Origin of the sequence: Paenibacillus sp. FSL R7-0340 (assembly GCF_038002205.1) — a bacterium.
Taxonomy (GTDB): Bacteria; Bacillota; Bacilli; order Paenibacillales; family Paenibacillaceae; genus Paenibacillus; species Paenibacillus polymyxa_B.
The window spans coordinates 1953981-1974068 of sequence record NZ_JBBOBY010000001.1; the positions used below are offsets into that span (position 1 = coordinate 1953981).

Genomic DNA, 20088 nt, shown 5'->3' on the forward strand with positions numbered 1-20088 from the left:
GAACGATCCTGGAGGGCTTATACGATGAAAAGGGGCAATAGATACACAGCTTATTTTAAAAACAACATGTTCCTGAGGATACTATTGTTGTTCTCCTGTATTGCCATTTTGTCAATTATTACGATTGCATATGTCACGTATATATCCATATCGCAATCCATGATTCGACGGGAACTGGATACCCAGAAAGCAGCGATGGAGAGTGTTGACCGCTATATCCATCTCCGGCATGAATCCGTTCAGAACATGGTGCGGGATATGTACCGGAATGAGGCGCTCTCGATGAACGTTTCTTTTTTTATGGACCACGCGTATTCCGAATATGTACAGCACCGCATGGACGAGACGTACATGGAGAGTCATGATTATTCAACAGATGTGCTCACTTATTTTAAAAATTGGCTGGATGAAAATAGCGATATTAGCAATTTGATATTGTACAGTGCCGACCAGCAATATTTGTCCACCTTCAATGAGAGCAAGCAATTCAAGCAATTCCCGGTGCATGCGGCGCGTTCCTTTGTACCGGATGTGATGGCTGCCGAAAGCAAAAGCGTCTCTGCTCCGAATTACTGGATTCGGAAGGCGATCGATCAGTGGAGCCCCTCGTTATATTCGTTACAAGTCCCCATTAACAATAAGCAAACACTCAAAAATACCGGTCAGCTTCTGGTGTTTCTAAATTCCAAAAGTATCTCCAATGCACTTTCCAGCTACGGGAACAACCTAAAGGGCGAAATTATCGTTCTGTCCACCCATGGAACGGTTCTGTTCGATTCAAGGAGTAACTATTACGGGAAAACGTATCCTTATGTCGAAGTGACCCGATCATTATATGACGATGTGGATTCCGATGCCGGGATCATTCAGGCGAAGCAAAATATGTACATCAACAAGCTGATTTCTCCGGACGAAGGATATGTCGTGATTGGGGCAGTCCCCAATGAGGAAATGGCTCAATCGTACCGGGGTATCCGTAATACGATTTTGACAATCAGTGTCGTTTGTATTCTGTTTGCTGTGCTGTTCCCTGCCTTTTTCGTCATTAACTTTGCTAAACGAACGAATCGGATTATTAAATTCACCCGTCAGGTGAAAAATGGCGATCTTACAGCTCGTATCCAAGACCCCCAAGAGGATGAGCTGGGACAAATCTCTCGAAGCTTCAACGATATGCTGGACGATCTTAATCTATATATTGAACGGGTGTATAAAGCAGAGATCAAGCAAAAGCAAACGGAGCTTGTTGCCTTGCAGGCACGTATTCATCCACATTTTTTGTATAACACGCTTGAAGTGATACGAATGAGGGCGATTTCCCAGGGAGCCAAGGATGTAGGAGAAATGATCTATAGCTTATCGGTATTGTTCAAAAGCCTGGTTCAGCAGAAAAAAATATACACGCTTAAAGATGAATTGGAGGCTTGCAGATTATATCTTGAGTTGTTCAGAATACGCTACAAGGAAAGGTTCAATTACACGATTACGGTCGACCCCGAGTTGTATACTCGTTCTGTCATGAAGCTGATGCTTCAACCCATTATTGAGAATTATATTGTTCATGGTATACAAAGCGACCGGAATGATAATGTGCTGACCATTGAAGTGAGTGAAACGGGGGAGGTTCTGCTGGTTGAGATCCGTGACAATGGGAAGGGCATTGAAGGGGAGCGTTTGAAACAGATTCTGGAGGAACTGGAACGCCAGGAAGAAGACGGACAAATGTTTGGACTACGCAGTGTGCACACCCGACTTCGGTTTTTACACGGAGCCGATTCCGGGATTGAACTGGAGAGCCGCAGCGGCGAGGGAACGACGATTCGGGTACGATGCCCTAACAGGGAAGGGATGGATGCCATATATGTATAAAGTATTTATTGTAGACGATGAGCCTTTTATCATTGAGGGATTATACGATATTGTGGATTGGACCTCTTTTGGGCTAGAAATTGTCGGACATGCGGAAAATGGATCTTTAGCGCTGGAAGCGCTGGCCTCCAGACCCGTGGACGTACTGATTACGGACATTTCTATGCCGACGATGAATGGTCTCAGGCTGATTCATGAGGCGAGAAAGCTGCATGCTGACTTGAAGGCGATTGTGTTGAGCGGATTTAATGAATTTGATTACTTGAAGGAAGGCATGAAGCTGGGCATCGAAAATTACCTTTTGAAGCCGATTAATGTGGAGGAACTGGAATCCACTTTATGCAATACAATGGAGAAGTTGGACAGGTCCCGGTTGGATCAACAATATGAGACGTTTGGGGTGCAGGTTCTCAAGGAAAATACGTTGTACCGTTGGCTGACAGGACAGATTGCGCCTACAGAATTCCAGGAACGTGCTGAATTGATAGGTTTTTCGTTAAATATCCCCTTCATGGAGGTAGCTGTGTTACGGACGGAAGGGGATTCGGCAGGAATGCATCAACAGTTAAGGCAGTACATTCAACACCAGCCCGATTTAACATTGTTTCGCGATGTTGATGCGGTTAGTGTAATCATTGCCGCACTACCGAATTATGATGAGGGCAGACAGGACTTGTTAACGCTCTTGGAGGATTTTTCTGTTCAGTGGTCGACGGACGGGGAAGAAACGGTGTATATCGGGATAGGCAGCGCCGGTTCGCTTGCTGCAGCTCCACGCAGCTATAATGAAGCTAAAAAATCTTTGGAATATTTTATGATATATAATGACCGCCGGATCATTGACTATACAATGCTGGAGGAGAGCGAGGGCAACGCTGGCGAGACTTGTTCCATCGACTGGAAGGATTATGTGAAGCTGATTATAGCAAGAGACCTAGATGCGCTTACCGCACGAATTCAGAGTGATTTTGAGCAGCTTCAGCATCTCGAAAGTGTTACCCCGGATGAACTGCGGAATATGGCGCTGGAGTTGGTGATCCGGTTCAAGATGGAGCTGGAGAACATCAAGCATTCCAATGAGTCGGAACGGTTTCAGCAGGGGCTTCACCAGATAAAATGCTGTACGACATTGGCAGAGCTGGTGAGTGCGCTTCAGCATGTGGCGACAGAGACGGTGAATTCACTGCTACAAGATATGAAAAACCCTATCGTAAGTCAGGTGCTGTCCTATATCCATGTTCATTATGCCAAGGAGCTATCATTAAAAATATTAGGTTACCAGTACCACCTTCATCCCGTTTATCTCGGTCAGTTGTTTCATAAGGAAACGGGCGAAACCTTTGCTGAATATATCAATCAGTACCGGATTAAAAAAGCCAAGGAACAGCTTAAAAACACCAATCTCAAGGTACACGAAATTGCGCGGAACGTGGGGTATTGGGAGACGGGATATTTTTATAAGCAGTTCAGAAAATATGTGGGCATTTCCCCGACAGACTATAAAGGATTGGGATAAATACCAGGTGTACATGGATTTCTTTAATTTGTACCTTGGTTTATTAAGTTTATCTTCTTTATGAAAGTGCTTACATTAGTTAAGGTTAATGTAGTTGCTTCATAAATGAGGATTTTGCAAAAATCCCATAAGCGACTTCCAATGAACAAGATAGGGTCAAATTCCAATTCATAAGGGAGGATCATACATGGGTAAAAACAAAAGAGGATACTCGCTTGTTCTCGTGATGTGTATGGTGCTGACGCTCATTCTCAGTGCTTGTGGAGGAAGCAGCGGTGGCGGGGAAACGACGAATGGAGGAGCGGAAAAACCGGTAGAACTGATCTGGTACACCATTGGTACGCCTCAAAAAGATGTCGATCGGGTGATGGAAGAGGTTAGCAAGTATACCCAAAAGAAAATAAACGCCACGATCAGAATGAAAATGGTCGATTGGGGTGACTACCCGCAAAAAATGCAGGTGAACGTGGCTTCGGGAGAGCCAATGGATATTGTATTCACGGCTTCCGGTGGCTTTGATTATGTGCAAAATGCCAGAAAGGGCGCTTTCATGGAACTGGACGACTTGCTTGACAAGTACGGCCAGGATCTTAAAAAGACGATTGATCCTGCGTTTCTGGAAGGCTCTAAGGTGGATGGACATTATTATGGCATTCCTGCCAATAAGGAGCTTCCGCAGCAAGAGGTATGGCGGTTCAATAACAAATTGCTGACCCAATACAAGCTGGACCTTTCAAATGTCCGCTCGTTGGATAGCCTGGAGCCTCTGCTCAAAACGATTAAAGAAAACGAGCCTGGCGTAACTGCATTCGGCATGGACAAAAACTATGTTCCTTATGTTCCATATGACTATATCATTCAAAACCTGCCGATGGCTGTCAAACTGGATACCACGGATTATAAGATCGTAAACATCTTGGAAACGCCTGAAATGAAGCAGGCGCTAAAGACGATGCATAAGTATTACAAGGCCGGATACGTATCACCGGAAGCTGCAACCACAGGCTCGACCAATGATTTAACTACGTCCGGAAACTGGTTTCTGGATCGTGCGCAAACTCAACCGCTGGCCGATAACCTGTGGTCTGCAAGCTACGGCTATCCAGTGATATCGACACCTGCCAGCGATCCAATTGTGACCAATACGTCTGTACAGGGCTCCATTATGGCGATCTCGGCAAACTCGGCAAACCCTGAAAAGGCGATGCAGTTCCTGAACCTGCTGAATACAGATCCGGTATTACGCAATATGGTTGACTCCGGTATTGAAGGAGTGCATTACAAAAAAACAGATGGCCAGTATATCGAAAATCTGGCTAATTCCAAAAACTATGATATGCCTTCGTATTCACTCGGCAACAATATGCTGTTGTATCTGAATCCGAATGATCCGGCTGATAAATGGGAGCAATTCAAGAAGTTCAATTCGGAAGGAAAAAACTCTCCAATCCTAAGCTTCAACTTTGACAGCAGTAAAGTATCTGCGGAGATGGCAGCCGTTCAGAACGTCAAAGAGCAATTTTGGGCTTCGCTGATGACAGGTACGCTGGACCCGGAAACGAATCTCCCGAAAGTGATTGAGAAATTCAAGCAGGCTGGTCTGGATAAGGTGATGGTGGAAGCGCAATCCCAGCTTGATGCCTGGAAGGAAAAAAACAGCAAATAATATTTTAGGTCGTGAAATATAGGAGAGATCGGGCGGGTGTAAGTTACGCCCGGTCTTTTTCCAATAGCTAATTTAGCTGCTTTTCTCATAACAGATTGGGAGGGGATACCTATGGCCGCATTTTTCAAAAATGTGATGAGAAACAAAGTTATGCTGTTCATGGTGCTGCCCGGCGCTATCTGGTTCTTCTTCTTTTCATATCTGCCGCTGGTCGGAACAGTGGCTGCTTTCAAGCAATATCGTTTTAACAGGGAAGGATTCTGGGCCAGTATTTATACGAGCAAGTGGGTGGGTTGGGATAACTTCAAGTTTCTGTTCAATAACAACGATGCCTATGTCATCACGCGAAATACCCTTTTGTATAACCTGGTCTTTATTATTCTCGGACTTGTGTTTTCGGTAGCTATGGCTATTCTGCTCTCCGAACTGATTAATAAACGATTGGCGAAGCTGTACCAGACAGGCATGTTTCTCCCGTATTTCCTATCATGGGTCATTGTGGGCTACTTTGCCTTCAGCTTTCTGAGCATGGATCGGGGAATGCTGAATCAAATTCTCGCAGGGTTTGGCATCGAGCCGGTTCAGTGGTATTCGGAGGCTGCTTATTGGCCGTATATCTTGATTCTAATCAGTCTATGGAAGGCGATCGGATATAACAGTGTCGTTTATCTGGCTTCGATTTTGGGGATCGACAAATCCTTGTATGAAGCAGCCATGATAGATGGAGCCAGCAAATGGCAGCAAATTCGTAATGTGACGCTCCCTTTGCTCTCGCCGATCATTATCATAATGACGCTGCTTGCGGTTGGTCGGATTTTTTATGCGGATTTTGGTTTGTTCTATCAGGTTCCAAGAGATTCGGGCACCTTGTATTCGGTAACGAACGTCATCGACACCTATGTATATCGCGGGTTGAAAACGACAGGGGAAATTGGGATGAGCACAGCCGCAGGTTTGTATCAGTCGGTGGTTGGCTTCGTTCTCGTCATCCTATCCAATCATGTTGTGCGAAAAATAGATAAAGACAGCGCTTTGTTCTAAAAAAGAGGAGAGGGGTGTGGACTGTGGCTTCTGGAAAAGAAAGAAAAAAACGAGATTTCCATCATATTTCACGGGGCTGGAATGTTGTTCTGAATGTGGTAGCAGGGGTGTTCGCGTTCTTGTGTGTATTTCCCTTTTTATTCGTCGTCATTATTTCCCTAACCGATGAGAAAACGCTGGCGCGGGACGGATATCGGTTACTCCCGTCCCAATGGAGTCTGGAGGCTTATCGTTTCATATTTCGTACCAGTGATACGCTACTGCGCTCCTATGGGGTGACGATTGCTGTAACGGTCATCGGTACGGTGATCAGTCTCATTCTTATTTCATTATATGCGTATGCTATTTCACGAAAGAGCTTCCGTTATAGAAGATTTTTTTCGGTTTTTGCAATTTTAACCATGCTCTTTAATGGCGGAATGATCCCGACCTATATGGTCGTTTCCCAATTGCTCGGGCTTAAGGATACGATTTGGGCTTTGATTTTACCGCTGGCTATGAATGCCTTTTATATTATGATCCTGCGCACATTCTATAGCACCAGCGTGCCAGATGCCATCGTCGAATCAGCCAAAATAGATGGGGCAGGCGAGTTTTACACCTTTTTAAAAATGGTGCTTCCGCTCTCTCTGCCTGGACTTGCGACCATTGGTTTATTCAGCACGCTTGGTTACTGGAACGACTGGTTTAATGCCCTGTTGTATATTGACAATCCCAATCTGGTGCCACTTCAGTCCATGCTGATGCGGATTGAATCCAGCATTCAGTTCATCCAGCAAAATTCGCAGAATAGCTCTATGAGCCTGGCTGCGCTTCAATCCATTCCGCAGGATACTTCACGAATGGCGATGGTAGTACTGGCGACGCTACCTATTATATTCGCTTATCCATTTTTCCAGCGTTATTTTGTGCAGGGGCTTACGGTTGGGGCTGTGAAGGAATAACAGGGGAGGAGAGGGCATGACCATGTTGATTTATAAAGATAAAAGCAAACCGATCGAAGAACGGGTGGAGCACTTAATCGGTTTGATGACAATAGAGGAAAAGGTGGGACAGCTTGTGCAGCCCTTTGGCTGGCAAGTGTATGAGCACACAGATGGGGGATTGTCCCTACATCATGATTTCAAGCAGCAGGTGCAAAATGGGGGAGTCGGTTCCTTATACGGGGTACTTCGCGCTGATCCGTGGACCGGGGTGACCTTGGAGAATGGCTTATCTGCCAAGCAAGGGGCGAAGGCTGTGAACTTGATCCAACGCTATGCGGTAGAGCATTCCCGGCTGGGCATCCCGATACTGATCGGTGAGGAATGCTCTCATGGGCATATGGCGATTGACGGCACTGTGTTTCCGGTTCCGCTGTCCATCGGCAGCACATGGAATGTCGATCTGTACCGCGATATGTGCCGTGCGGTTGCGAGTGAAACCCGCGCTCAGGGTGGGGCAGTCACGTACTCGCCCGTGCTTGATGTTGTGCGTGATCCGCGCTGGGGACGCACAGAGGAATGCTTCGGCGAAGATCCTTATCTCATCGGTGAATTTGCTGTTGCCGCAGTGGAGGGGCTTCAGGGGGAAAGCTTACTCAGCGAACATAGCGTAGCTGCCACATTAAAGCATTTTGCAGGCTATGGCAGCTCGGAAGGCGGACGTAACGCCGGACCTGTGCATATGGGCTGGCGCGAGCTTTTGGAGGTGGATCTGTATCCATTTCAAAAAGCGGTGGAAGCAGGGGCGCAATCTGTTATGCCAGCCTATAACGAAATCGATGGGGTCCCGTGTACAGTGAATGCTGAGCTATTGGACGATATTCTTCGTCAGGCGTGGGGATTTGACGGTGTGATCATTACGGACTGTGGCGCGATTGAAATGTTGGCGAGCGGGCACGATGTGGCCGAGGATGGATCGGATGCCGCTGTGCAGGCGATTCGCACAGGGATTGATATGGAAATGTCCGGCGAAATGTTCGGAAGTCATCTGGCCGAGGCGGTTCGCGTTGGCAAGCTGGAGACGAGTGTGCTGGATCGGGCGGTTCGCAGGGTGCTCACGCTAAAATTCAGGCTGGGTCTGTTTGACAAACCGTATGTGGATGCGGAACGAGCAGAGCAGGTGATTGGTCAGGCGGAGCATATTCGGTTGGCTCGTCAGCTTGCGACAGAAGGGATTGTGCTGCTCAAAAACGTCGATGGAACGCTCCCCCTGCCGAAAACCTCCAAGCGTATTGCGGTCATCGGCCCGAATGCGGATCAGGTCTACAATCAGTTGGGAGATTATACATCACCGCAGCCGAGATCCCGCGTGATAACTGTACTTGATGGTATCCGTGGCAAGCTGGGCAAGGATCAGGTTAGCGTTCTGTACGCACCTGGCTGCCGGATCAAGGGAGAATCCCGGGAAGGCTTTGAAAATGCACTGGCATGTGCGGCTGAGGCCGATACAGTGGTGATGGTGGTTGGAGGGTCCAGCGCCCGCGATTTCGGGGAAGGGACGATTGATCTTAAAACCGGCGCGTCGAAGGTATCGGATCACGATTGGAACGACATGGAATGCGGCGAAGGCATCGACCGGATGACGTTGGGGCTTGCGGGGGTACAGCTCCAACTCATGCAGGAAGTCTACAGGCTGGGAAAGGAACTGGTCGTCATTTATATGAACGGGCGACCGATTGCTGAGCCGTGGGTGGAGCAGCATGCGCACGCCATTGTGGAAGCATGGTATCCCGGTCAGGAGGGGGGACATGCAATCGCGGATATTTTATTTGGGGATGTAAATCCTTCGGGACGTTTGACCCTCTCCATCCCTAAGCATGTCGGCCAGTTGCCGGTATATTACAATGGCAAGCGTTCCCGGGGCAAGCGGTATCTGGAGGACGATTCCGAGCCTTGCTATCCGTTTGGCTACGGTCTCAGCTATACGACATTTAGCTATGAAAGGCTTACATTAAGCACCAACTCGATCCGAGCGGACGAATCCGTTACGGTTACAGTCGATGTAACCAACACGGGTGAACGGGAAGGAGCTGAGGTGGTACAGCTTTATATCTCGGACACGGTGAGTTTGGTGACCCGCCCAATCAGGGAGCTCAAGGGCTTCTGCAAAGTTGTATTAAAGCCGGGAGAAACACGGACGGTTGAGTTTGTTGTAGGCTCCGACAAGCTGCAATATATAGGGCGTGATCTACAGCCGGTCGTTGAGGCAGGGCGATTTTCTATTCAAGTAGGCAGGCACTCCAAAGATACCCTGTGTGCCGAGTTGATCGTACGGGAGGATGAATAATGGAGCGTATCAAACGCCTGATTCGGGAATTGTCGGAATGCCAATGGCTGGAGAAGCTGGATTTGCGAAGCTGGAACATTACACGCTCCACTTACCAAACACCAGGTCAATACGAAGACGACGCACCTTTATCGGAAGGACTGGACCTCAAGCGATTCCCCAGCAGTCAGGGGACGACTTATTTTTTTCAAACGCAGTTGGATGTACCGACAGCGTGGTTGAGAAAACCTTTTGGATTGGTGTTTGAGTCCGGGGGAGAAGGATTGCTGCGGGTCAATGGTGCTGCCTATCACGGGCTTGATCGCAATCATACCTATGTCACGCTTAATCCGCAGGTCATCGGGCCTTCACCGGTATTGGATATAGAACTGTTTGATCCTGTACCCGAACCCGTTGATCCACTTAATCGGCAGGCTGTCATTCAACCTCCGATTTCTTCTATTACAAGCTATCTTGTACGGCCAAACAAGCCCGTGCAGAGTCTGATGTATACCGTTACCGTTATTAGCGAAGCCGCTCTACTGCTGCCTGAGGGCGATATCCGCAGAATACGCCTGCTGAAAGCTCTGTATGGGGTGATGGATTGCTTTGCGAATTTGGAGGAAGACGCCATTCGAGAAGGGGGAGCGATCTCAGCGACAGAAAAGGAGCTCATTCAGCAAGTTCAGGAGATCGGTGGGAATGCGCAAGGTTTGGAGCACATGGTAGGACAGTCGCACATTGACATTGCCTGGCTGTGGCCGATGCGCGAGACCGTACGGAAAACAAGCCGAACCTTCTCAACGGTGGATGCGCTGATGGATGAATACCCGGCATATCAATATGCACAGAGCCAGCCGCTGCTGTTCTCTTTTGTAAAGGAAAATGATCCAGAGCTGTATGAACGGGTCAAAGCGAGAGTCGCCGAAGGACGGTGGGAGCTGGTTGGGGGGATGTGGGTAGAGCCTGATTTGAACCTGCCTAGTGGCGAATCACTCATCCGCCAAATGCTGTATGGTCAGCGTTTTTACCAACAGGAATTCGGCAAAACCTCTCATATCGAATGGCTACCGGATACGTTCGGCTACTGTGCGTCCCTGCCGCAGATTTTAAAGCATGGGAAGATAGACTATTTTATGACGACCAAGCTCGGCTGGAATGATACGAATGTGTTTCCTTACGATTTGTTCCACTGGGTGGGCATCGATGGTACTTCGATGTTGTCCTACCTCAATCATGGCGTGAATGAAAATACACGGCCACAGGACATTCATGACCATTGGCAGTCCTATCGTGAAAAATCGGCTCATCCTGAGCACATGTTGCTCTATGGACATGGAGACGGCGGCGGTGGAGTTACGCGTGAAATGCTGGAATATATAGAGCGTTCTCCGCTAATGGTGGGACTGCCTGCGAGTCGGTTCAGCACGGCGGGGCAGTTTTTCGCAGGCATAGATCAGGCACATCCGAAGCTTCCCCAATGGCATGGTGACTTGTACCTTGAGTTGCACCGGGGAACCTACACGACCCATGCTCGCAACAAACGTAATAACCGGAAAGCGGAGGGAGTCTACCGCGAGGCAGAGCTATGGAGCACGCTAGCATTACCAAAGCTGGAGCCGAAGCAGGTGCAGGACATCTGTTCGGCATTGCATGAGGGCTGGAAGCTGATTTTGTTGAATCAGTTCCACGATATTATCCCCGGCTCTGCGATTACCGAGGTTTACGGGACTTCGGATAAGGAGTATCAGCAAATTTTCGAATGGGGACATGTCGGGCTTCAACAGGGGATTACGACGCTGGCGGCTCAAGTGAACACGGAAGGCTCGAGAACAGGAATGCCGTATCTTGTGTTTAACAGCCTGGGCTGGAGCCGTAGTGCCGTGATCCATATCGCTACGGAATCGGCAAAGGGAGTGTATGCCTACCACTACGCTAATGATGAAGCCGAGCGGCTGGACATCGATATGGAGGAAGGCGGCATTTCGGTGCGTATTCCGGATGTTCCTGCACTGGGCTACAAAACGATTTGGTTGGAGCGAGAACAGGCTCAAACAGGTGAGAAGCCCGAGCTAGATGTGATATCTGGATCGCTGGGGGATATCTGGGAGACGGGATTTTATAAGGTGCAATTTAATGAGCGGGGCGAAATGATTCGTCTGCTGGATAAAGCGGCAAACCGTGAAATCTTGAAGCAAGGGGAACGGGCAAACCGTTTTCATTTTTTCCATGACCGTCCGACCTTGTGGGATGCATGGGAGTTGGATGACCGCTATGAGGAACAGGTAGCAGGAGAAGCCGAGTTGCTGGAAAAACAAGTAGTGCTCCAGGGGAAAACGAAGGATGTGCTGCGCTTCCGATGGCGAATCCATCAATCTGAAATGACACAGGATGTGATCTTTTATCATCATGAGCGGCGAATTGATTTCAAGACGCATGTGAGCTGGAATGAAGCGCACAAGTTGCTAAAGGTAGGCTTTCCTATAGATGTGGTTACGGACAAGGCGACATATGAAATTCCTTTTGGTGCTTTGGAGCGGCCGACTCATCGGAATACGAGCTGGGAGCAGGCGCAGTATGAAGTGTGTGGACACCGATTTGCGGATGTTTCCGAGCACGGGTATGGAGTGAGTCTGCTTAATGATTGCAAATATGGCTACGACATTCAAGACAGCACCATCCGTCTGTCTCTGCTGCGTGCACCCAAATGGCCGGATAAAGATGCCGATCTGGGCGAGCACGATTTTACGTATTCGCTATATCCGCATGTGGGAGACTGGCGCAGCGCCCATACCTTGCGTCATGCGGCTGAGCTGAACCAAGATATGCCTGTTGTGCAACAGCAAAAGCGCAGCACCGGAGTGCTGCCGAGCAGCGGATCGTTCATTAACTTTGATAGCTGTCACGTTATGCTGGATACGATCAAGCCGGCCGAAGATGGACTGGGGACGATTCTTCGTTTGTACGAATCTTCTGGGGGACGGGAAACGATCAAGTTGATCTGGCCTTACACGTTCAACGCAGCCTACGTGTCGAATGCGCTGGAGGAACCCCTTCAGCCGCTTGAGCTGGAAGGTAGCTGTCTCACATTGTCTTTTACACCTTATGAAATTAAAACGATACGCTTGCAATAGATATGATAAAGGAGCGAAAAAGCTATTGGAACAATTCAGACTTCCCAAAATACCGATGCCCGACCTTGACTTGCCGCAGGCTGTTCAGGACGTACTTAAGGAAGCGGAGCAAGCACTGGCTCACAGGCCGAAGCTGCTGAAGCTGTTTAAAAACTGTTTTCCGAATTCGCTGGAGACGACGACCAAACTAATGGATGATGGGACAACGTTTCTCATTACAGGTGATATTCCGGCTCTTTGGTTGCGGGATTCCGTAGAGCAGGTCATTCATTATGTGCCGTTAGCCAGGGAGGATGCTGATTTACAGCGTATCATTGGTGGTCTGATCAAGCGCCATATTCATTATGTCCTCATAGACCCGTATGCGAATGCGTTCAATGAGACGGCGAATGACTGGCACTGGAACGCGGCCGATGAGACGGAAATGTCGCCATGGGTGTGGGAACGAAAATTTGAAATCGACTCGCTTTGCTTTGTCATTCGGCTGGCTTATATGTACTGGAAGGAAACGGAGCTTACCGATATTTTTGATTCAAAATTCAAGATGGCTCTGCGTAAAATGGTGGATGTGTTCAAAACGGAGCAGCGTCACCAAGAGCAATCTGCGTATCGGTTTACGCGTAATAACGGCATTTTCACCGATTCCTTGCGCAATCTGGGACTCGGTATGCCTGTAAATTATACAGGGATGATTTGGTCGGGCTTCCGTTCCAGTGATGATGCTTGCGATTTCCACTACAATATACCCGGGAATATGTTTGCGGTAGTTGCTCTACGGCAGATGCAGGAGTTTGCGGAGTGGGTATTTCGTGATATGGACTTTCTGAACGAGCTGAAGGAGCTGGAGGCTGAGGTGGAGCACGGTATCCGCTTGTACGGCATTTACCGCCACCCGGTATTCGGGCCTATATATGCTTATGAAACGGACGGATTTGGCAACTACTGCCTGATGGATGACGCAGGTACGCCGGGATTGATGTCCATTCCGTATTTGGGCTATACGACGGCGGACGATCCTATCTATCAAAATACGAGACTCTTCGCTTTAAGTCAGGAGAATCCGTTTTACTATGAAGGCAAGGCGGCTAAAGGCATCGGAAGTCCGCACACTCTGCCGGGTTACATCTGGCATATGTCCCTGTCTATGCAAGGGTTAACGGCCCAGACCACAGAAGAAAAGCTGGAGATGATCCGGATGCTGGAAGCGACAGATGGCGACACCGGATATATGCATGAAGGCTTTCATGCAGATGATCCCACGGTTTATACGAGAAAATGGTTCGCCTGGTCCAACAGTCTGTTTGCCCAGCTTGTGTATAAGGCCATGAAGGATGGCTTGTTATGAATGAATCCATAGTAAATCCATCCATCGTTGTTTTCAGTGAGCAAGGCTTTCCCGCTATAGGGAGCCTGTTGCCAGACGAGGCATTTCAGGGAGTTGCAGACGTGGTGGTCGTACGAGCCGATGAACTGGCTGAAACGCTAAAGCATATGGACAACGGCTGCTTTGTCAATCTGCATGCACCGTACTTCCCCAAGTCCGCCTGGACCGAAATCGTGGCATTTCTCCACAGGGGAGGGGGGCTGCTTAACGTCGGGGGAGCACCCTTTAAGAATCCGGTCCGCGATCCTGCTGATGAGCATGGAGACTGGGTAATTGAGACTGAGCAGACTGCATATCATCAGGAATTGCATATTCATGAGGTGCTGAGAGTAGACGCGTCGAAGGTGACTTCCCTGGTCGCATCAGAGGATATTCCTGTGCTGTGTGGTCAGGAGTCTCTGTTCCAGGTGGCGGATACGTGGAATCTCGTTCCACATACGACCAAAAGCAGTGATCTGCCGCACCAAATGGGCTCTGCCGGGCCGATGAATACGCAAATTTATCCTTTGCTCAAGGGAGTAAGTAAGGACGGACGGGACATTGCCGCCCCAGTGGTGCTATGGGAGCATGCCCGAGGTCTGTTTGCCGGCGCACGCTGGATGTTTGTCCAATTGCCGTTGATAGCTTCCTTTTGGGAACAGGATGGGGAGCAGTTGCTTGCCCAATGGGCACGTTTTTGCGCCAAGGGGATGACGGAGCTATCTATCAAGCCAAACTACGCTGCTTATGAGCCTGGGGAACGAGCTGTACTGACACTTCAAACCCAAAGATTGCAGCGAGGAGGAGCCACGCCCAGATGTCACGAGATATGGAGCTTTGACCTGACGGTGGAGAAAATATTGGATGATCACAGTCAGCAGGTATGGAGCAAGCGCTTGCAGATTGAAGTTAGCAGAGAACAGGACTTTGTACGTATTCCCCTTTCCTTTTTCATCCTAAGCGGTTTATATCGGGTCATTTGCCGAGCCGAGTCATCGGATGGTGAAGTGCGTATATTGCGACAGGGCTTTTGGGGGCAGGATGCCGAACTGCTGGCTGAAGGACAGATCATCATGCGCAGTCGGGACTATTTTATAAAGGATGGGCGCCCGTTGCCTGTTGTCGGCATGACCTATATGACCTCAGATGTAGCACGGAAGTTTCTGTTTTTGCCCAATGCAGCAATTTGGGACCGGGATATGGCCCAGATGGCCAAAGCGGGCATCAACTGGATTCGTACAGGGGTATGGACGGCTTATCGCAACATGATGCAGATAGACGGGCACGCCTCGGAAGAGGCGCTTCGAGCAATTGATGCTTTTTTGCTGACAGCCAAAAGGCATGGATTGCAGGTGACGTTCACGTTCTTTTCTTTTACACCGGAAACATGGGAAGGGGTTAACCCTTATCTCGATCCGCAAAGCGTGGAAGCACAAAAGCGGTTCATTCGCAGTATTGTCAGCCGTCACACGACTACAACCCATGTAGACTGGGATCTGATTAACGAGCCTTCCATGTTTGATCCGTCGCGCATTTTCGCGGATGGTCCGCGTTCTGCGAGGAACTCATGGGAACAGGAGGCATTCAGCACATGGCTGGGGCAACGGCACGGCAGCATTGAGGGTTTGCAGGAAGCATGGAATATGACGCCACAGCAGCTTCCCTGTTTTGCTTCTGCCACAATTCCCGAGCCGGAGGAGATAAACTTCGACGTTCAGGATATGCATCAGGCCAAAAAGGGAGCCAAGTGGCTGGATTACTGTCTGTTTTCAATGGATATGCACAATCTGTGGGCCGAGCAATTGGCGACTACGATTCGAGAGCTTTGTCCCGGGCATTTGGTAACTGTAGGACAGGACGAGGCAATGGGCGCGCAGCGGCCGTCTCCGTTTTTTTATGAGGCTGTGGTGGATTATACGACGGTGCATTCATGGTGGCTGAATGACCATTTGGTGTGGGACGGTATTTTTGCCAAAACACCAGACAAACCGAATCTCGTGCAGGAAACCGGAATAATGTATGTTGAGACGCCGGATGGTCGAGCCAAACGTTCAGAGCCGGAGCTGCGCGATATGCTGGAGCGCAAGTATGCGTATGCCTTTTCGACTGGTGGAGCGGGTGCGATTCATTGGATATGGAATACGAACTTTTATATGGATAATGCCAATGAATCTCACATCGGTGCGTTACGTGCGGATGGGACCGAGAAGCCGGAAGCAGAGGTATCTTACGATTTTGGGCGTTTTATGAATGATATTCGCGATCTGTTTACAGACCGAAAACTGGAGGAAACGGCTGTTGTATTCCCGTACTCGAATGATTTCTCCAACCGATCGCTTGCCTTTGATGCCACGACACGGCTTACCCGGGTGATGTCCTATGATCTCAAGCAGCCATTCCGTGCCGTCTCCGAGTATCATCTGGACTCGCTCAAGCGGCAGTTACCGAAACTGATTATGATCCCTAGCGCGCACAATTTCGACAGTACATCGCTGGAACATCTTCTGGAAATGGTACGTTCCTTCGGTGTGACTTTACTAGTCACCGGACCGTTGGGCCTTGATCCTTACTGGAAAGTGAGCGACCGAGTCGATGATATTATTGGGCAGCGTACGCTGGGGAACGTCCAACGGGAGGAAGTGATGAGTCTGGAGGGTCAAACCTTCCCTGTCTCATTCGGTCAGCGGCGAATTGCTGAGGTGGCTAAGGAGGAACAACTGTCACCGGAAGCGGATGGAGCGATGGTGGATGAAGTCGTGAACCTGCCGCTTGGCAAGGGGCGCTTGATCTGGAGTCCGCTTCCACTGGAGTTGAATGGCAGGGATGAGCCGATTGGTGAGCTATATCGCTATGCCCTCACTGCCGCCGGGGTGGAGCGAGAACTGGAGTGGATAGACGGTGGCGATCAGCCGGGACTATATGGACGTAAGCTGAATTTCGAGAATGGGGGCTTGTATATTTTCGTATCGGAGTTTTCCCGGGATACGCAAGTGCGTGTTCGAGATAAGGCGACTGGATTATCCTACGCTTTTCTGTTGCCAAGGAGCCGCTCTGTCTTGTTTGCTGTGGATCGAGAAGGTCAGTTGCTAGCAGTATATCGTCCCGAGGACGTGACGATTGAAGTGATGCAGTGAACAATGGCAGGTCAAGATATACGGTGAGGAGATATACAATGAGCGAGCAAAGGGATGAATCAATCAGCAATCAAGCGATAAGCAGGGAAGTAGACACATATACGGGTAGCAAGACGACAGCACATATTATTTCGCATACCCACTGGGATCGGGAGTGGTATTTGCCTTATGAGAAGCACCATATGCGCCTGATTAGCCTGATGGATTCTCTACTGGATAAGCTGGAGCAGGACCCAGATTATAAAAGCTTTTATCTGGACGGGCAGACGATCATTCTGGAGGATTATCTACAGGTTCGCCCCGAGCATAAGGAACGGCTGGAGCAGCATATTCGCAATGGTCGTATTTTTATCGGACCCTGGTACATTTTGCAGGATGCTTTTCTGACCAGCGGCGAAGCCAATGTACGTAATATGCAGATCGGGCACCGCGATGCTGAACGTTACGGCAATCCGTCCAAGATCGGATACTTCCCCGATACGTTTGGTCTGGTTGGGCAGACTCCGCAGTTAATGCTACAGTCGGGGATTACGAATGTTTTCTTCGGAAGGGGCGTAAAGCCCACAGGGTTTAACAATACAGTGTCGGATAGAGGCTACGAGTCCTCCTTTTCGGAACTGTTATGGACGGGGCCAGACGGATCGGAGGTACTCGGTATTTTATTCGCTAACTGGTATTCCAACGGCAATGAGGTTCCGGTAGATGAGGCGGAAGCCAAGGTTTATTGGAAGCGTAAACTGGATGATGCGCAAAAATATGCTTCAACTGGCGAGCTGCTGTTCATGAACGGATGCGATCACCAGCCTTTACAGCTTGATTTACCGGAAGCAATCCGTACGGCACAGAAGCTTTATCCGGATATGGAGTTTATTCATTCTAATTTCAACGATTATCTGACCTCTCTGAAACGGGCTTCCCAAAGGCAACTCTCGTCAGTGAAGGGAGAGTTTCGCAGTCAGCGCACGGACGGCTGGGGAACGCTGGTGAATACGGCTTCTGCCCGGGTGTATTTGAAACAGATGAACCAGTTGGGACAAGTGATGCTGGAAAAAGTGGCTGAGCCGCTTGCAACCTTCGCGCATCTGTTGGGGCAGGCTTACCCTCACCATTTGTTCACCTATGCCTGGAAAACACTGATGCAGAACCATCCGCATGACAGTATTTGCGGCTGTAGTGTGGACGAGGTGCACCGTGAGATGGTGACCCGGTTTGATAAGAGCCGTCATGTAGCCGAGAGCATTGTGGATGAAAGCATTGAGGTCATTGCGCAAGCAGTGGATACGACGGGCTTCAGTCGATTTGGAGAAGATGCGTTGCCACTCGTGATTTTTAATACGTCAGGCTGGGAACGCAGTGGTATAGTGTCGGCAGAACTGGAAGTGGTGCGTCTATACTTCCGTGAAGGATACACGCTTGAGGAGGCCTCTCATCGAGCGAAGAAAGTGGATCTTTCCGGGCGCGTACTGGTGGACAGTGAAGGGTGTCCGGTGGCATGCAAGGTGGAGGACCTCGGGCTACAGTTCGGTTATGATTTGCCGGATGATCGATTCCGCCAGCCTTACATGTCTCGTCGGGTTCGCCTTACCTTTGAGGTAGAACGTGTGCCCCTGCTAGGCTTAAAAACCTATGCTTGGCTGAAAAGCAATGTCGAGACTGACTCCTCTTCACTTTTTCAAGGCAGTCGAAGTATGGAAAATGATTTGCTTCACGTCGAAATTGCGGATAACGGCTCTTTTACCCTGACGGATAAGCGTACAGGCTGCAGCTACAAAGACCTTGGCGTATATGAAAATGTTGGTGATATCGGCAACGAGTATATGTTCAGACAGCCCGAGGGAGAGCAGGCGCTGACCACCGAAGATTTGATCGCTGACATCCGTGTGCTTGAAGATACACCTTTTCTCGCATCCTTGGAGATTATCCATCATTGGGAAATACCGGCCTCTGCGGATGAAACGCTGGGGCAGGAGCAGCGAGAGCTAGTTTATTATCCGTATCGTCAGGCTCAGCGCTCCCGACAGACTGTTCCGCTGACGATACGGACTGTCATTTCTTTATCTCGGAACAGCAGGGGTGTTTCTATGGAAACCACCTTCAACAACCAAGCCAAGGACCACCGACTACGCGCTCTGTTTCCGACAGAAATACACTCTGGCGAGCATCGGGCGGACGCCATGTTTGAAATTGCAATCCGGGACAATGAACCCGCACCTGAGTGGGAAAACCCAAGCAACACACAGCATCAGCAGGCGTTTGTGGATGTAAGCGGGGAACAAACCGGTCTGACCGTGGCCAATCTCGGGTTGAATGAATATGAAGTGCTGCGTGATGGACGTAACACGATTGCAGTAACGCTGCTTCGCTCAGTTGGCGAGCTGGGTGATTGGGGATGGTTCCCGACGCCGGAAGCGCAATGTCCAGGTGAGCATACCGCCCGTCTGGAAATCATTCCACATGATGGCGACGGTATTCAGTCCGGCGCGTATAGAGAAGCCTATCAATACCAAATTCCTTGGATTGTAAAACAAACGGGGATTCATGAGGGTACAGTTGCTCCAGATTATGGGCCGTTTGATTGGAAAAGCACGGAGCTTGCCTTTTCCTCTATGAAAATGAATGAGCTGTCGGGGGATGTGCTGTTACGCTGGTACAATATGAGTCATAGTATAGCCGAATTAATTATCAAGCCCAGGACGCAGCAATACGATTTTTATAAAAGTAATATCCTCGAAGAACAAGGAGAAGACATCGTAATGGATTCTTCTGATGAGTTACTTCAGTCTGTAAAGCCGCATGAAATTATCACACTAGGTTTTAAATTGAAGACTTAACAATAAAGAGAAGAAGGACATAGCCATAGGATAATATACCCCGATGAAATAACTTATCATCGGGGCTTGTTATCATATGGCTAAAAGTAAATAGTAGATAGGTTTAGCAAATTCTTCAAGCCCATGAGTATCTAAAATTTTGAGTTACATAGCAAGTCTGCAAATGAATTTGGCTATCAGAATATTCTTTATTTTTGCATCACTGTTATCTTACTTATAAATTTAAGCGCTTTCTACCGATATATATAAATATAGATATCATCACGTTCTGTGATCTGCTTCATT

The 20088-nt window shown here is 49.0% G+C and carries 10 protein-coding genes; all 10 read left to right on the forward strand.

The window, feature by feature from the left end:
• The first annotated feature begins 24 nt into the window (after positions 1 to 24).
• The 10 genes from MKX59_RS08745 to MKX59_RS08790 all read left to right on the forward strand — a co-directional run bounded on the left by MKX59_RS08745 (position 25) and on the right by MKX59_RS08790 (position 19803).
• Positions 25 to 1869 carry a sensor histidine kinase gene (locus tag MKX59_RS08745; protein ID WP_068942190.1) on the forward strand — a complete coding sequence of 615 codons (1845 nt, stop codon included), beginning with the start codon at positions 25 to 27 and terminating at the stop codon, positions 1867 to 1869.
• Positions 1862 to 3385, forward strand: a complete 1524-nt coding sequence (locus tag MKX59_RS08750) for a response regulator transcription factor (protein WP_068942248.1) — start codon at positions 1862 to 1864, stop codon at positions 3383 to 3385. Before MKX59_RS08745 ends, MKX59_RS08750 begins: the two co-directional genes overlap by 8 nt.
• Before the next feature lie 187 nt (positions 3386 to 3572).
• The gene (locus MKX59_RS08755; RefSeq protein WP_340858250.1) at positions 3573 to 5051 is read left to right on the forward strand and encodes an ABC transporter substrate-binding protein; all 1479 of its coding nucleotides are present in this window, start codon (positions 3573 to 3575) and stop codon (positions 5049 to 5051) included.
• A 111-nt stretch (positions 5052 to 5162) separates the two neighbouring features.
• On the forward strand, positions 5163 to 6092 hold the full coding sequence (locus MKX59_RS08760) for an ABC transporter permease (protein ID WP_340858252.1): 930 nt from the start codon (positions 5163 to 5165) through the stop codon (positions 6090 to 6092).
• A 23-nt stretch (positions 6093 to 6115) separates the two neighbouring features.
• Positions 6116 to 7036, forward strand: coding sequence for a carbohydrate ABC transporter permease (locus tag MKX59_RS08765; protein WP_028542304.1), 921 nt, complete (start codon positions 6116 to 6118; stop codon positions 7034 to 7036).
• Between the two features lie 22 nt (positions 7037 to 7058).
• Positions 7059 to 9362: a glycoside hydrolase family 3 N-terminal domain-containing protein gene (locus tag MKX59_RS08770; RefSeq protein WP_340858997.1), complete on the forward strand. Its 2304-nt coding sequence runs from the start codon at positions 7059 to 7061 to the stop codon at positions 9360 to 9362.
• A complete protein-coding gene (locus MKX59_RS08775; RefSeq protein ID WP_340858255.1) occupies positions 9362 to 12475 on the forward strand; it encodes an alpha-mannosidase in 3114 nt (1037 codons plus the stop codon). The genes MKX59_RS08770 and MKX59_RS08775 overlap by 1 nt, the downstream gene beginning before the upstream one ends.
• Positions 12476 to 12500: 25 nt before the next feature.
• Complete coding sequence (locus tag MKX59_RS08780; protein ID WP_076264739.1) at positions 12501 to 13820, forward strand: glycoside hydrolase family 125 protein; 1320 nt, start codon at positions 12501 to 12503, stop codon at positions 13818 to 13820.
• Entirely contained in the window at positions 13817 to 16972 is a 3156-nt protein-coding gene (locus tag MKX59_RS08785) for a beta-galactosidase (protein WP_340858257.1), read from the forward strand. Before MKX59_RS08780 ends, MKX59_RS08785 begins: the two co-directional genes overlap by 4 nt.
• Before the next feature lie 38 nt (positions 16973 to 17010).
• Positions 17011 to 19803 carry an alpha-mannosidase gene (locus tag MKX59_RS08790; protein ID WP_339200606.1) on the forward strand — a complete coding sequence of 931 codons (2793 nt, stop codon included), beginning with the start codon at positions 17011 to 17013 and terminating at the stop codon, positions 19801 to 19803.
• Positions 19804 to 20088: the final 285 nt, after the last annotated feature.

Coding starts and splice junctions, on each gene's coding strand:
- MKX59_RS08755 (WP_340858250.1), top strand. CDS start 3,573: ATGGGTAAAAACAAAAGAGGATACTCGCTTGTTCTCGTGATGTGTATG.
- MKX59_RS08775 (WP_340858255.1), top strand. CDS start 9,362: ATGGAGCGTATCAAACGCCTGATTCGGGAATTGTCGGAATGCCAATGG.
- MKX59_RS08770 (WP_340858997.1), top strand. CDS start 7,059: ATGTTGATTTATAAAGATAAAAGCAAACCGATCGAAGAACGGGTGGAG.
- MKX59_RS08745 (WP_068942190.1), top strand. CDS start 25: ATGAAAAGGGGCAATAGATACACAGCTTATTTTAAAAACAACATGTTC.
- MKX59_RS08785 (WP_340858257.1), top strand. CDS start 13,817: ATGAATGAATCCATAGTAAATCCATCCATCGTTGTTTTCAGTGAGCAA.
- MKX59_RS08750 (WP_068942248.1), top strand. CDS start 1,862: ATGTATAAAGTATTTATTGTAGACGATGAGCCTTTTATCATTGAGGGA.
- MKX59_RS08760 (WP_340858252.1), top strand. CDS start 5,163: ATGGCCGCATTTTTCAAAAATGTGATGAGAAACAAAGTTATGCTGTTC.
- MKX59_RS08790 (WP_339200606.1), top strand. CDS start 17,011: ATGAGCGAGCAAAGGGATGAATCAATCAGCAATCAAGCGATAAGCAGG.